Origin of the sequence: Streptomyces sp. NPDC016309, from assembly GCF_043077235.1 — a bacterium.
Taxonomy (GTDB): domain Bacteria; phylum Actinomycetota; class Actinomycetes; order Streptomycetales; family Streptomycetaceae; genus Streptomyces.
On the sequence record NZ_JBIBSG010000003.1, the window covers coordinates 351,648 to 365,565 of the forward strand.

General features: G+C 75.9%; 13 protein-coding genes. 11 read left to right on the forward strand and 2 right to left on the reverse strand.

Annotated elements, in window-relative coordinates; genetic code table 11:
- Positions 1 to 2 precede the first annotated feature (2 nt).
- The 6 genes from ACF068_RS09405 to ACF068_RS09430 all read left to right on the forward strand — a co-directional run bounded on the left by ACF068_RS09405 (position 3) and on the right by ACF068_RS09430 (position 5,535).
- Positions 3 to 728 (forward strand): hypothetical protein, encoded by a 726-nt coding sequence (locus tag ACF068_RS09405; RefSeq protein ID WP_392273579.1) that lies wholly within the window; start codon positions 3 to 5, stop codon positions 726 to 728.
- Positions 725 to 1,687, forward strand: coding sequence for a DUF6895 family protein (locus ACF068_RS09410; RefSeq protein ID WP_392273580.1), 963 nt, complete (start codon positions 725 to 727; stop codon positions 1,685 to 1,687). Before ACF068_RS09405 ends, ACF068_RS09410 begins: the two co-directional genes overlap by 4 nt.
- A complete protein-coding gene (locus tag ACF068_RS09415) occupies positions 1,684 to 2,613 on the forward strand; it encodes a DUF6895 family protein (protein ID WP_392273581.1) in 930 nt (309 codons plus the stop codon). Before ACF068_RS09410 ends, ACF068_RS09415 begins: the two co-directional genes overlap by 4 nt.
- A complete protein-coding gene (locus ACF068_RS09420; protein ID WP_392273582.1) occupies positions 2,610 to 3,638 on the forward strand; it encodes a serine hydrolase domain-containing protein in 1,029 nt (342 codons plus the stop codon). The genes ACF068_RS09415 and ACF068_RS09420 overlap by 4 nt, the downstream gene beginning before the upstream one ends.
- Complete coding sequence (locus ACF068_RS09425; protein ID WP_392273583.1) at positions 3,632 to 4,429, forward strand: VOC family protein; 798 nt, start codon at positions 3,632 to 3,634, stop codon at positions 4,427 to 4,429. The genes ACF068_RS09420 and ACF068_RS09425 overlap by 7 nt, the downstream gene beginning before the upstream one ends.
- A gap of 254 nt (positions 4,430 to 4,683) precedes the next feature.
- Entirely contained in the window at positions 4,684 to 5,535 is an 852-nt protein-coding gene (locus ACF068_RS09430; RefSeq protein ID WP_392273584.1) for an arylamine N-acetyltransferase, read from the forward strand.
- 6 nt (positions 5,536 to 5,541) lie between these two features.
- On the opposite strand, the gene ACF068_RS09435 is transcribed toward ACF068_RS09430, so the two are convergent.
- The gene (locus ACF068_RS09435; RefSeq protein WP_392273585.1) at positions 5,542 to 6,768 is read right to left on the reverse strand and encodes a galactosyldiacylglycerol synthase; all 1,227 of its coding nucleotides are present in this window, start codon (positions 6,766 to 6,768) and stop codon (positions 5,542 to 5,544) included.
- 181 nt (positions 6,769 to 6,949) lie between these two features.
- Between ACF068_RS09435 and ACF068_RS09440 the strand changes: the two genes are divergently transcribed.
- From ACF068_RS09440 to ACF068_RS09455, 4 genes are read left to right on the forward strand one after another with little or no spacing between them, the layout of a single operon-like run.
- Positions 6,950 to 7,777, forward strand: coding sequence for an SDR family NAD(P)-dependent oxidoreductase (locus tag ACF068_RS09440; RefSeq protein ID WP_392273586.1), 828 nt, complete (start codon positions 6,950 to 6,952; stop codon positions 7,775 to 7,777).
- 5 nt (positions 7,778 to 7,782) lie between these two features.
- Positions 7,783 to 8,661, forward strand: a complete 879-nt coding sequence (locus ACF068_RS09445; RefSeq protein ID WP_392273587.1) for a DMT family transporter — start codon at positions 7,783 to 7,785, stop codon at positions 8,659 to 8,661.
- Positions 8,655 to 9,407: a polysaccharide deacetylase family protein gene (locus ACF068_RS09450; protein WP_392273588.1), complete on the forward strand. Its 753-nt coding sequence runs from the start codon at positions 8,655 to 8,657 to the stop codon at positions 9,405 to 9,407. The genes ACF068_RS09445 and ACF068_RS09450 overlap by 7 nt, the downstream gene beginning before the upstream one ends.
- 33 nt (positions 9,408 to 9,440) lie before the next feature.
- Complete coding sequence (locus tag ACF068_RS09455; RefSeq protein ID WP_392273589.1) at positions 9,441 to 10,067, forward strand: alpha-ketoglutarate-dependent dioxygenase AlkB family protein; 627 nt, start codon at positions 9,441 to 9,443, stop codon at positions 10,065 to 10,067.
- Positions 10,068 to 10,135: 68 nt separating this feature from the next.
- On the opposite strand, the gene ACF068_RS09460 is transcribed toward ACF068_RS09455, so the two are convergent.
- Entirely contained in the window at positions 10,136 to 10,927 is a 792-nt protein-coding gene (locus ACF068_RS09460) for a carbonic anhydrase (protein WP_392273590.1), read from the reverse strand.
- A 323-nt stretch (positions 10,928 to 11,250) separates the two neighbouring features.
- On the opposite strand from ACF068_RS09460, the gene ACF068_RS09465 reads away from it, so the two are divergent.
- Positions 11,251 to 13,896 carry a SpoIIE family protein phosphatase gene (locus ACF068_RS09465; protein WP_392273591.1) on the forward strand — a complete coding sequence of 882 codons (2,646 nt, stop codon included), beginning with the start codon at positions 11,251 to 11,253 and terminating at the stop codon, positions 13,894 to 13,896.
- Positions 13,897 to 13,918 lie beyond the last annotated feature (22 nt).

The following is a 13,918-nucleotide window of genomic DNA, read 5'->3' on the forward strand; positions in this document are numbered from 1 at the left end:
GAATGGATGAGTCCGGCACCCCCAACCCCCTGACGGGCACGGTGCGGGAACTCGCCCACCACGTGGTCTCCGCTCTCACGAGCGGGGGCCACGCCCCGGTGTCGGCCGCCACGGCGGTCACGCTCGGGGACGACGACCTCGGCCTCGCGGCCGTACGGGTCGTCGGGGCGGACGTCCTGCTGCCGAGCGTCCTGCACCGCACCGCCCCCGCCCCCGTCGACCTGGCGGTGTGCGAGAAGGCGGTGCTCGCCTACCCTCCCGGCGCCGACGCCTCACCGACGTCGCTCTGGAGCCACTGGGCGATGACCCGCACCCTCCGCGACCTGGGCGCCCCGGCCGCCCTGGCCTCCGGCGGCGCCCCCGACGGCGACGGCACCGAACCCGGCGCCGCCTGGCTGGAGGACCTCCCCTGGCAGGCACTCGGCCACCAGCTCGCCCTGCTCGCACCGCTCGCCGTCCCGGCCGCCGACAGCGCCGTCGCCCGGGTCGCCCGGCGCCGCACTGTCGACGTCGCGCGCGGCTTCATACGGGCCGTCCGGCGCCGCGGCTGGCTCCAGGCCGCCGGCACCGGCCGCTGGCTGTCCGTCCTCGACGACGTCCCCCCGAGCCTCGGCCTGGACGCCGGGCTGGAGTTCGTCGGCCTCATGGGCGGCGACGACCCGCGCGTGGCCCTGCACCTGCACGCGGCGCGGCTGCTGCGCCCGGCCGACGGGCGGGCGGCGCCATGACGGCACCGGCGGCGACCACCGACGTACGGCGGCTGGCCGAGTCCGCCCTCGGCTGGCTGTCCGACAACCGCGCCGGTTTCCGGCTGGGGGACGACGCCCTGGAGCCGGACGCCGACGTCAACGGCTCCTGGAAACCCCTGGGCGAGCTGGCCCAGATGTGCGCCTGCGTCCGCCGCCACACCCGCCCCGGCACCGTCCTGCACGACACCGCCTCCGACCTCCTCCGCCACGCCTGGCGCGAGACCCGCGACGGCGCGCTCTTCCTCGACGTGCAACGGCTCGAACCGTGGGCCACCTACCCCCTGGAGGTCTACGCCGCGTTCACCTCCGGCGGCCTGCGCCACCCCGCGTACGAGGAGTTCCTGACCGGCATCGTCCGCACCCGTAGCTGGCGGACGACGGAACTGCTGCCCAACCGCCGCCTGAGCATCCTCAACTCCGAGCGCCGCACGGGCATCACCCCCCACGAGGCCGCCGGCACCGCCCTCCGCCGCACCTGGCTGGGCGCGCTGCCCGAGCCCTGGGCCTTCGAGCGCACCGCCGGGTACACCCTCACCCACGTCGTGTACCACCTCACCGACTGGGGCCACGACGTGCGCGGCGTACCGGCCGACGTCGCCGCCTACCTGGACACCTGGCTCCCCGCCTGGCTCGACAGCTGCGTGGAGACCCAGCACTGGGACCTGTGCGGCGAGTTGCTCGCCGTCGCCGCCAGCCTGCCCGGACCACCGGCACCGGAGGCGACCGAGGACGCCTGGCGGGCCCTCGCCCGCGCCCAGCGGCCCACGGGGGAGATCACCGAGGTGGGCCGCGGACCGCACGGCGAGGAGGTGCCGGCGGTCTTCGTCAACTGCTACCACTCCACGCTGGTCGCGGCGTTCGCCGCGACCCTCACCGCCGCCCGCCGCCCCGACGGCGGCCGGGCCGCCGGAGCGACCCACCGAGGAGCGCAGGGATGACCGCCGCCAGCACCCGCCTCGTCCACACGGTCGGCGTGGGCGCCCTCGAATGGCTCCACGCCCACCGTGACGGATTCCGGCTGGAACCGGACGCCGACCCGGAGACCGGGTACCTCGAACGCTTCAAACCCGTCGGCGAACTCGCCGTCATCTGCAAGGTTCTCTTCCGCGAAGGAGTGGCCGGCTCCCGCCAGGCCGACCTGGCCCGCCGGCTGCTCGACCACGCCTGGCGCGAGGTCCTGGACGGCGGACAGGCACTGGTGCGCGGCCAGCGCACCGAACCGATCTCGCCGATCCCCTTCGAGACGTACGTGCCCTTCCGTGAACTCGGCCACAGCCAGCCGGAGCTGGAGCGGGCGATCCGGCTCAACCACCGGCTCGGAAGCTGGGCGCGGCTGGAGGTGCTGCCCGTCCGCAGACTCGGCCTCAGCGCCTTCGAACGCCGCTTCGGGCTCACCCCGAGCCTCCCCGAGGACGAGGCGTTCGGCCGCACATGGCTGGCCCGCCGCCCCGAACCGTGGACCGTCGACACCCGCATCGGATACGACATCACCCACACCGTCTTCCACCTCACCGACTGGGGCGAGGACCCGGACCGCCTGCCCCCCGAGACCGCCGGCCACCTCCAGCAGTGGCTGCCGGTCTGGCTGGACGACTGGCTCGACCTCGAACGCTGGGACCTGCTCGGCGAACTGCTCGTCGTCGACGCCTGCCTGCCCCGCCCCACCCTCGACGCGTCGGCGTGGGAGGGCTTCGCGGCCGCCCAGCAGCCCGACGGGGCCGTACCCCCGATGGGCGGGATGCCGGCCGGCGACCCCCAGGACGTCTTCGACCTCGTGTACCACTCCACGCTGGTCGCCGCCTTCGCGTCCGTACTGGCCACCTCACGCGCCCTGGAGCGGCTGACCGCCGAGGCCCCGGCGTGACCGGCACGCCGACGACCGACGCGGAACGGCTCGACGAGGCCGTACGGGCCGTCGACGCCCCCGACGTCGTCTTCGCGCTCTCCCGGCACGGCCACCGCACCGTCCGCAGCGGCGGCACCGCGCCACCGCCGCCCGTATCGCGCGAACAGCTCCGGTACGAGATCGGATCGGCGACCAAGACCTTCACCGGCCTGCTGCTGGCCGACCTCGTCCACGCGGGCGCCCTGTCCGGCAACGACCCGGCGGCCGCCCTCCTGGACCCGGCGCGGCCACCCGGCCGGCGCCCCGCCACCCTCCTGCACCTGATCACCCACACCTCCGGACTGCCCCCGCTCCCCGCCGACTTCTACCCCCAGGCGCTGCCCCGCTGGGCCACCAACCCCTACGCCCACTACCCGCCCGAACGGGTCGTCCGCGCCTTCCTCCGCGCCCGCCCCCGCCACCGGCCGGGCACCCGCTGGCGCTACTCCAACTTCGGGGTCGCCGTCCTCGGCCAGACCCTCGTGGCGGCCACCGGCACCCCCTGGGAACAGCTCCTCACCGACCGCGTGCTGCGCCCCCTCGGACTGCACGACACCGCCCTGCGCCCCACCGGCCCCGGCACCGACGCCACCGGCCACCGGGCGGACGGCACCACCCCCGTACCGCCCCTGCTCATCGGCGGCTTCCAGGCGGCGGGCGCCGTCCGCGCCACCCCGGACGACCTGCTCACCTTCCTGGAGGCACACCTCCACCCCGGCGGCTCCCCCGCGGCCGCCGCGCTGCGGGAGGTGCGGCGCCCGCTGCTGCGCCGCGGCCGGGGCCACGCGCACACCCACACGCTCGCCTGGTTCCACCACCCCGCCGACGACGGCACCATGTACTTCCACATCGGGGCCACCAGCGGCCAGACGGCGTTCCTCGGCTTCCGCCCCGACCGCGACACGGCGCTGGTCGCCCTCTCCACCCGCCGGTTCCGCGCCCGGGACACCCTCGTCCCCACCGCCTACACGCTGCTCGGCTCCACGGAGGACTCCCCATGCTGACGACCGACTTCGTCCCCGGCACGCCCAACTGGATCGACCTCGGCACCCGGGACACGGACGCCGCCGCGGCGTTCTACGCGGCCGTCTTCGGCTGGACGTTCCAGTCGGCCGGCCCGGACGCCGGCGGGTACGGGTTCTTCCAGCGCGACGGCGGCACCGTCGCCGCCCTCGGCCCGCTGACCGAGGAGGGCGCGAGCCCCGCGTGGACGCCCTACTTCCACACCCGTGACGCCGACGCCACCACCGAGGCCGTCCGCCGGGCGGGCGGTTCGGTCCGCGTCCCGCCCATGGACGTCTTCACCGCCGGGCGGATGGCCGCCTTCACCGACCCCACGGGCGCCGGCTTCGCCGTCTGGCAGCCGGGCGACACCAAGGGCCTGGACACGGTCATGGAGCCCGCCACCCTCTGCTGGACGGAGCTCCACACCACGGACGCGGCCGCCGCCAGGGACTTCTACCGCGCGGTGTTCTCCTGGGAGTACGAGGACCGGGACATGGGCGGCGGGCTCGTCTACTCCGTCGTCTCCGCACCCGGCGGAGGCGGGGGCGACCACCCGGGCCAGGGCGGCATCATGCCGCTCGCCGAGGACCCGGCCGCCGGCTTCGGCTCGGCGTGGCACCCCTACTTCGGGGTGACCGACTGCGATGCCACCGTCGCCACCGCCACCGGGAACGGCGCCACGGTCCTGGTCCCGCCGGTGGACGTCCCCGGAGTGGGACGCCTCGCCATGGTCAGGGACCCGGGCGGCGCGCCCTTCGCCCTCATCAAGGGCGACCCGGCGACGACCTGACCGCGCGCAACCCGGCACGGCGCACCCGGCACGGCGCACCGACACGGCGCACCCGACACGGCGTACGTGACCGCGCGTACGTGACCGCGCGCACCCGACGCCCCAACCCCCCTCACGTGTGGGGTCGTTCACTCTCCGGAGCGGCGAACGCCCTGGGGCGAGCCCCTCACCTTCACCCCCCTCCCGGGTACCGGGAGCGACGCCCGCACCCCCCGGAACGGACACGAGGAGCCCGCTCGTTAGGGTGAACGGTCATGAGCGTGAAGGGTTTTGAGGGTTACCTGGCCCGGCTGGGCATCGACGATCCGGGCGCGCCGTCCGCCGAGGGCCTGAAGGCCTTGCAGCGGGCGCACCTGGAGCGCGTCCCGTACGAGAACGTCGGCATCCAGCTCGGACGGCCGCCCGGCATCGAACCGGAACTGTCCGTACGGCGGTTCGCCGCCGGGCAGGGCGGTTACTGCTTCCATCTGAACGGCGGCTTCGCCGCGCTGCTGGAGGCCCTCGGGTACGACGTCACCCGCCATGTCGGCGGCGTGCACGAGCGGCCCGACGGGCGCGGCGCGAACGGCAACCACCTGGCGCTGACGGTCCGGGCCGGCGGCGAGGACTGGTTCGTCGACGCCGGGCTCGGCGACGGCCCGCACGAACCGCTGCCGCTGCGCCCCGGCACGTACCGGCAGGGGCCGTTCACCTACCGGCTGGAGCCGTCGGTCACCGAGCCGGGCGGCTGGACGTTCCACCACGACCCGCGCAGTTCCTTCCCCGTGATGGAGTTCGCCGCCCGGCCCGCCACCATGGCGGACTTCGCCGACGAGCACGTGCGGCTGTCCACCGCGCCGGACTCGCCGTTCCAGGCCACCTTCGCCGCCCTGCGCCGTGACGCCCACGGCGTGGACCTGCTGCGCGGGCGGGTCCTGACCCGCATCGACGCGGTCGGCCGAGCCGAGCGCACGCTGGACACGGCGGGGGACTGGTTCGCGGCCCTCACCGACGTCTTCGGGCGCGACCTGAGCGGTCTCGACGCCGACGACCGCACCGCGCTGTGGGAGCGGGTGACGCGCGCCCACGAGGAGTGGCTGGCCGCACGGGCGACGCCCGCGGCGTAACCGCACTCATGCCACGGGACCGGCGCGGTCCGGGGGGTCCGCCGGGCCCATGACGTCCGCCGGGTCCGGCGGGTCCATGACGTCCGCCGGACCCGTCAGGTCCATGAGGTCCGCCGGGTCCGCCGGATCCGTCAGGCCCGCGACCAGGCGGGCGGCGTCCGCCCGGAACACCGCCGAGGCGGCCGCCGTCCGCCGGCCCCGCGCGTCACCCGGCCGGGCCAGCGCACCGGCCGCCGCCAGCAGTTCGGGAAGACCCTGGGCGTACGTGGTCAGGCCCTCGGCCGCCATCTCCCGGACCCCCGCCGCCCCGTGCCCCGCGATGGGCCGGTAGCCGATCACAGGGACCCCGGCGGCGAGCGCCTGCACCGCGGTCTGGCCCGCCGCGTTGTCCACCAGGACCCTCGCCGACGCCATCAGCCCCGGCATGTCGTCCGTCCAGCCCAGCGCCCGCACGCCGGGCAGCCGCGCGGCCCGCCGCCGCAGCCGGCCGTCCCGGCCGCAGAGCAGCACCGGCCGGAAACCGTTCCGGGCGAGCGCCCTCGCCGTCCCCAGCAGCCCCGGACCCACCCCCCATGCCCCGCCCGAGAGCAGCACCACGGGCCGGCCCTCCCCGCCCTCCCGGCCCTGCGTGCTTTCCGTGTCCGCCCCGTCCGCGGCGGCCGCGGGGAACTCCGGCGGCACGACCGGCCCGGTGGCGACCGCGGTCCGGCCCGTGCCGTCCCGGGCCGCCCGCGCCGCGGACCCGGTCACGCACAGGTACAGGTCGTTCCCCGGGTCCAGCCAGGCACGGTGCACCGCGAAGTCGGTGACGAACACCGCGCACGGCACCCGCAGCGCACCCCGGCCGCGCATCCGCCCGGTGATCCGGCCCGCGAGGTGGAAGGTGGAGACGATCACGTCGGGCCGCCACCGCTCCACGAGCGCGCCCAGCCGCCGTTCCGCGAGCGCCGCCAAGGGGGCCACGTCCAGCCCCCGGCGGGCGGGCCCCGGCCCGGAACGCGGCCGGGGTGCCAGGAACAGCGCGTGGATCGCCGCGTACGCCGGGGGGACCCGCCGCACCACGAACCGGTAGAAGCCGCGCATCGCCGCCCCCGTGCCGGGCGGCAGCAGCGTCAGCACGTCCCTCACGAGGACCTCGTGGCCGTCCGCGCGCAGCCTGCGGGCCAGCTCGCCGGCCACCGCGTCGTGGCCCGCGCCCATGCTCGCGCTCAGGACCAGGCATCGCCGCTCCATGTGACGCCCTCCGTTCGGTGCTCCCATCCTGCTCCGTCCCCGCCCCACGGAAGGGCCCGGAGCGGGTGAATCGGACTGTTCGGGTGGATCAGCGGGCGCACCGGGCGGGTGCGGGGAGGTGAACCGGCGCGTAAGCGGGAGGCTGGAGGGGCACGGTCGACGACAGTCCGGAGGATCCGCCATGCCCCTTACGCCCCGTCACGTGGCCCCGCCCCGTCACGCGGCCGGACCGGGAAGGGCACGGCACGGCACCCGCCCGGCCGCTCGCCCGGTCGTGCTCGTCACGGGCGCGTCCTCCGGCATCGGCGAGGCGGTCGCCGACCGGTTCGCCGCCGACGGCCGCTGTCGGCTGCTCCTCGCCGGGCGGGACGAGGAACGGCTGGCCGCGGTGGCACGGCGGACCGGCGGCGGGGCGCTGGCGGCGGACCTGGCGGAGCGGGCGGGGGTGGAGCGGCTGGCCGCCGAGGCGCTGGAGCGGGAGGGCCGCGTCGACGCGCTGGTGGCGGCCGCCGGCATCGGCTGGGCGGGGCCGTTCACCCGGATGCCCGCCGAGGCCGTCGACCGGCTGATCGCGCTCAACCTCACCTCCGTCGTGCACCTGGTGCGCCAGGTGCTGCCCGGAATGGCGGAGCGGGGGGTGGGCCGGGTGGTCCTGATCGGTTCGATGGCGGGCCGGGTCGGGGTGGGCAACGAGGCGGTGTACGCCGCGACCAAGGGCGGACTGCTGGCCTTCGCCGACAGCCTGCGCTACGAGCTGGCCGGCACCCGGGTGGGCGTGACGGTCGTCCTGCCGGGGGCGGTGGACACCCCGTTCTTCAGCCGCCGGGGCGTTCCGTACCACCGTGAGCACCCGCGCCCGGTGCCACCGGAGCGGGTGGCCGAGGTGGTGTGGCGGGCGGTCGTACGGGGCCGGGAGGACGTGTTCGTGCCCGGCTGGCTGGCCGTGCCCGCCCGTCTGCACGGGGCCGTGCCCGGCTTCTTCCGCGCCATGGCCAAGCGGTTCGGCTGAGTACGGTGCTGGCCCTGTCGATCTGCCTGGCGCTGCTGGCCGCCCTCGGCAACGCGGGTGCGTCCGTGCTCCAGCGGCAGGGCGCGGCCGCCACCGGGCCGGAGCCGGAGTCGGGGCGCCGGGGCTCGTGGATGGCCGGGCTGGTGCACCGGCGGGTGTGGGTGTGGGGCGCGGCCCTGCTGGCCGTGTCCGGCATCCTCCAGGCGCTGGCGCTGGCCACCGGGCCGCTGTCGGTGGTGCAGCCGGTGATGAGCACCGAGCTGATGTTCACGCTGGTGGTGGGCGGGGTGGTGTTCCGGCGCCGCCCGGACACCCGGACGCGGTGGGCGTTCGGCGCCATGGCGCTGGGCCTCGCGGTGTTCCTGGCGATGGCCGACCCGACCGGCGGCCGGTCCACGGTGCCCCTGTCCGACTGGGCCTGGACGGTTCTGGGCGCGGGGCTGTTCGTGGCCGTCCTGGCCGTGGTGGCGTTCCGGCTGTCACCGGCGCCGCGCGCGGCGGTGCTGGGCACGGCGACGGCCACCGGCTTCGCGTGCACGGCCGCGCTGCTCAAGGACGCGCTGGGGCGGCTGCCGGACGGGATCGACGCGGTGTTGACCACCTGGCAGCCGTACGCCGCGGGAGGCGTGGGGCTGGCGAGCTTCCTGCTGCTCCAGGTGACCCTTCGGGCGGGCAGCCTGGTGGCGTCGCAGCCCGCGCTGACGCTGGGGGACGCCCTGCTGAGCGTGGTGCTCGGCGTGACGCTGTTCGCGGAGCGGGTGCACCTGGGCTGGCGGGTGGTGTTCGAGGTGCTGGCGCTGGTGGTCCTGGTGGCCGGCTGCGTCCAGCTCGCCCGGTCCCCGCTCGTGACGGACGACCCGGAGCACCCGGGGGAGCGGTGGTGAGCGCCCGGCCGGTGGCGGCCCTCGCGGGAGCGGCGGGCGCGGTGGGCGCGGTGGCGGCGGGCGCGGTGGCCGCCTGGCACGTCGGGCCCGCCGCGACCTGGCTGCCCGGCGCCCGCGCCGTGCTGTGGCCGGGCCTGGACGGGCGCGGGGACCCCTCCCACGTGGCGCTGACGTTCGACGACGGCCCGGACCCCGACACCACCCCCCGGTTCCTCCGCGCCCTGGACGACCTGGACGTGCGGGCCACCTTCTTCGTGCTCGGGAGCCGGCTCGCCGACCACCCCGGACTCGGGCGGCTGATCGCGGCGGAGGGACACGAGCTGGCCGTGCACGGCTGGCGGCACGACCGGCCCTGGCGCCCCCGCCCCCGGCTCGACGCCCGTGAGGTGGCGCGGGCGGCGGAGCTGGTCGCCGGCGCCGCCGGGCGGTGGCCGCTGTGGTACCGGCCTCCCTACGGCATCCTCACCGGCGGCCGGTGGGCCGCCGCCCGGTCGGCCGGGTTGCGCACGGTGCTCTGGTCGGCGTGGGGGCGGGACTGGACCGCTTCGGCGACGGCGTACAGCGTGCACGCCGAGGTCACCAGGACGCTGCGCGGCGGCGGGACGGTGCTGCTGCACGACTCGGACATGGTGAGCGCGCCGGGGGCGTGGCGGGCGGCGCTGGGCGCGCTGCCCGGGCTGGTGGCCGAGTGCCGGGGGCGGGGCCTCCGGGTGGGACGGCTCGACGACCACGGGCTGATCGAATAGCTCATACATTCGATTTACTCGTACGCTGGGGTCATGGCAGCACACCTCCAGGGATCGCTCTTCGACCAGACCGACGAGATCCGCCTCGGGCCGCTGGACCCGGTCCGGCGCACCGTGCTCGGCGACGGGGCCTGGATCGACCTGCTGCCCGCGTGGCTGCACGGGGCGGACGCCCTCTTCGAGGAGCTCGCCGAGGGCGTTCCGTGGCGGGCCGAGCGCCGCACGATGTACGACCACGAGGTCGCCGTACCGCGCCTGCTGGCCTTCTACGGCGAGCGGGACGCCCTGCCGCACCCCGTGCTCGACGAGGCCCGCGCCGCGCTGTCCGCCCATTACGGCGCCGAGCTGGGGGAGCCGTTCACCACGGCGGGCCTCTGCTACTACCGCGACGGCCGGGACAGCGTCGCCTGGCACGGCGACCGGATCGGGCGCGGCGGACGGCAGGACACCATGGTCGCCATCCTGTCGGTCGGCGAGCCCCGGGACCTGGCCCTGCGGCCCGTGCGCGGCGGCCCGTCCAGGCGGGTGCCGCTCGGGCACGGCGACCTGATCGTGATGGGCGGATCGTGCCAGCGCACCTGGGAGCACGCGATCCCCAAGACGGCCAAGGGCGTCGGACCCCGGATCAGCGTCCAGTTCCGGCCCCGGGGCGTCCGCTGACGGGCCGCCCGGGCCCGGTGGGGCCCGGGCGAGACACCGCGGGCCAGGCGAGACTTTGCGGACACCCCCTAGAGCCGGTGCACCCGCTGGCTGCTCAGCTCGTACCGGGCGCCGACGATCGCGAGCCGGCCCGTCGCCACCCGGCCGGCGAGGTCCGGTTCGGCGGCCAGCAGACCACGCACACGGCGGACGTTCGCCGTGATCGTCGCGTCGATCCGGGCCGCGCCCGTGTGCGTGTGGTCGATCGCGGGCCGTATCCGCTCGGCGATGTAGTCGATGTGGGCGGGCGGCCGCTCGCCGGTCTCCTCCGCGCGCACCGCGGCGGCCACGGCCCCGCACGACTGGTGGCCCAGCACCACGACCAGCGGTATCGCCAGCTCCAGGACGCCGTACGCGATGCTCCCCAGCACCGCCTCGTCCAGCACCTCGCCCGCCGAGCGGACCGTCATCAGGTCCCCCAGGCCCTGGTCGAACACCAGCTCCGGCGGCACCCGGGAGTCGATGCAGCCCAGGACCAGCGCGAACGGGTGCTGGCCGGAGACGGCCGCCACCCGGGCCGCCGCGCTCTCGTCCGGGTGGGTCTGGTGCCGCGACCGCCAGCGCCGGTTGCCGCGGGCCAGCTCGCGCAGCGCCTCCGCCGGGGTCGTGGGGCGCGGGCCGCCGCGGGCCGTCATGGCCGCCGGCCCGGGTGCCGGGGGTGCCGGTGCTGCCGCGGCCGCCGCCGGGGCCGCGACGAGCCCGGCGCCCAGGACGGCGGTACCGCCGAGCGCCGCCCGCAGCAGGGCCCGCCGGCCGCGCGGGGAGGGGAGGGAGAGCGGGACCGAGGGGGCTGCCGGACCGGCGCCGGAACGAGTCGTCACGCCGCGCACCGTACGCCTGGCCGCTTCCGCACCTGATCGGGTTTGATCTCTGTTGGTGCGTTCATGGTCCCCCTATGGCCCACCCATGGATCGGCTTTGCACGCACGCCGCAGTGGCCGTTCCACCGCCCCGCGAACGCCCCGGCGAGCCGGGTGCGCCCCGTGTTCGGCCGGCGACCGGCGGTCACTCATGGTCGTCATGGGGCATGCGGTGTTAGAAAGGGGAGCGTGGTCCACTTCTTCGACCGATTCCGTGGTGCCTCGGTTCGGTCACTGGCCGAGAGGCTCCCACGGAGCGTCGCGGGACAGGTCTTCGTCCTGCAGGTGGCGCTCGTCGTGCTGCTGGTGCTCGGCGCGGTCCTGGCACTCCTCCTCCAATCGCGCAGCGACAGCGACCGGGAAGCCCGCAACCGCTCCATCGCCGTGGCCGAGTCCTTCGCGCACTCCCCGGGCCTCGAGGACGTCCTGAAGAACGACCCCGATCCGTCCGGCGTCCTCCAGCCGCTCACCGAAAGCGCCCGCAAGCGCGCCGGGGTCGACTTCATCGTCGTGATGGACACCCGCGGCATCCGCTACACCCACCCCCAGCCGGAACGGATCGGCGGACGGTTCGTCGGCACCATCGCGCCGTCCCTGGGCGGCAAGGTCCTCACCGAGAGCGTCGACGGACCCCTCGGCGAGGAGGTCCAGGCCATCGTCCCCGTCCGGGGCTCGAACGGGCAGGTCATCGGGCTGGTCTCCGCCGGCCTGGAGGTCCGGAACGTGACCGGCGTCGTCAACCGCCAGCTCCCCGTCATCCTCGGCATCGCCGCCGCCGGCCTGGCCGTCACCACCGCCGGCACCGCCCTCGTGGCACGCCGGCTGCGGCGCCAGACGCACGGCCTCGGCCCCACCGAGATGACCCGGGTGTACGAACACCACGATGCCGTCCTGCACTCCGTACGCGAGGGCGTCGTCATCGTCGGCGGCGACGGCCGGCTGCTCCTCGCCAACGACGAGGCGGAACGCCTGCTCCGGCTGCCCCCGGACGCCGAGGGCCGCAGCGTCCGGGACCTGCCCGGCCTCGACCCCGGCATGGCCGAACTGCTCTGCTCCGGGCGCGTCGCCACCGACGAGGTCGTCCCCGCCGCCGACCGGCTGCTCGCCGTCAACCAGCGCCACACCGACCGCCACGGCGGCCCCGCCGGCACCGTCGCCACCATCCGCGACACCACCGAGCTGCGCTCCCTCACCGGCCGCGCCGAAGGCGCCCGCCGGCGGCTCAACCTGCTGTACGACGCCGGTGTCGGCATCGGCACCACCCTCGACGTCGTCCGCACCGCCGAGGAACTCGCCGAGGTCACCGTCCAGCGCTTCGCCGACTTCGTCACCGTCGACCTCGCCGACCCCGTCCTGCGTGGCGAGGAGCCCAGCGGCACGGCCGCCGACATGCGCCGCACCGCCGTCGCCGGCATCCGCGACGACCACCCCCTCTACCCGCGCGGCAAGATGATCGGCTTCGTGCCGTCCACCCCCCAGGCGCGCGGCTTCGGCACCGGCCGGGCCGAGCTCGTCCCCGACCTGTCCCGCGCCCCCGGCTGGCAGGCCCAGGACCCCGAGCGGGCCGCCCGCATCGTCGACTACGGCATCCACTCGCTCATCGCCGTCCCCCTCAAGGCCCGGGGCGTCGTCCTCGGCGTCGCCAACTTCTGGCGCTCCGAGAAGCCCGACCCCTTCGAGGAGGAGGACCTGGAGCTCGCCGAGGAACTCGTCGCCCGCGCCGCCGTGAGCATCGACAACGCCCGCCGCTACACCCGCGAGCACGCCATGGCCGTCACCCTCCAGCGCAGCCTGCTGCCCCGCGCCCTGCCCGAACAGAGCGCCCTGGAGGTGGCCCACCGCTACCTGCCCGCCCAGTCGGGCGTCGGCGGCGACTGGTTCGACGTCATCCCCCTCCCCGGCAGCCGCGTCGCCCTCGTCGTCGGCGACGTCGTCGGGCACGGCCTGCACGCCGCCGCCACCATGGGCCGGCTCCGTACCGCCGTGCACAACTTTTCCACCCTCGACCTGCCCCCCGACGAACTCCTCGGCCGCCTCGACGACCTCGTCGGCCGCATCGACCAGGACGAGGACGCCATGGGCTCGGGCGCCGGAATGACCGGCGCAACCTGCCTCTACGCGGTGTACGACCCGGTCTCCCGGCGCTGCTCCATGGCCCGCGCCGGCCACCCGCTGCCCGCCCTGGTCCACCCCGGCGGCCAGGTCGAGTTCCCCGACCTCCCGGCCGGGCCGCCGCTCGGCCTGGGCGGCATACCCTTCGAGACCCGCGAACTCGAACTGGCCGAGGGCAGCCAGATCGTCTTCTACACCGACGGGCTCATCGAGGACCGCACCCGCGACATCGACGTCGGCATCGAACTGCTCCGCGAGGCACTGGGCCGGCCCGCCTCCGGACCCGAGGAACTCTGCCGGCTCGTGCTCGACGACCTGCTGCCCGCCCACCCCAAGGACGACGTGGCCCTGCTCGTCGCCCGCACCCGCGCCCTCGGCTGCGACCGCGTGGCCGACTGGGACGTGCCCTTCCACCCCGGCGCCGTCGGAGGGATCCGCTCCGCCGCCGTCCGCCGGCTCACCGAGTGGGGGCTGGACGACCTGTCGTTCGCCGCCGAGCTCATCCTCAGCGAGCTCATCACCAACGCCATCCGCTACGGCGCCGCCCCCGTCCGGGTCCGCCTGCTGTACGACCGGGGCCTGACCTGCGAGGTCGCCGACCACAACAGCACCTCACCCCACCTCCGGTACGCCGCCACCACCGACGAGGGCGGCCGCGGGCTCTTCCTCGTCGCCCAGCTCGCCGAACGCTGGGGCACCCGCTACACCGCCCACGGCAAGGTCATCTGGGCCGAACTCCCGCTTCCCGGCACCGGCGGACCGGCGGGCGACGGCACTGGGACCCTGCCGTTCGACATCTTCAACGCCGGCGTCATCTGACCGGTCCGCCCGCAAGGAGTGC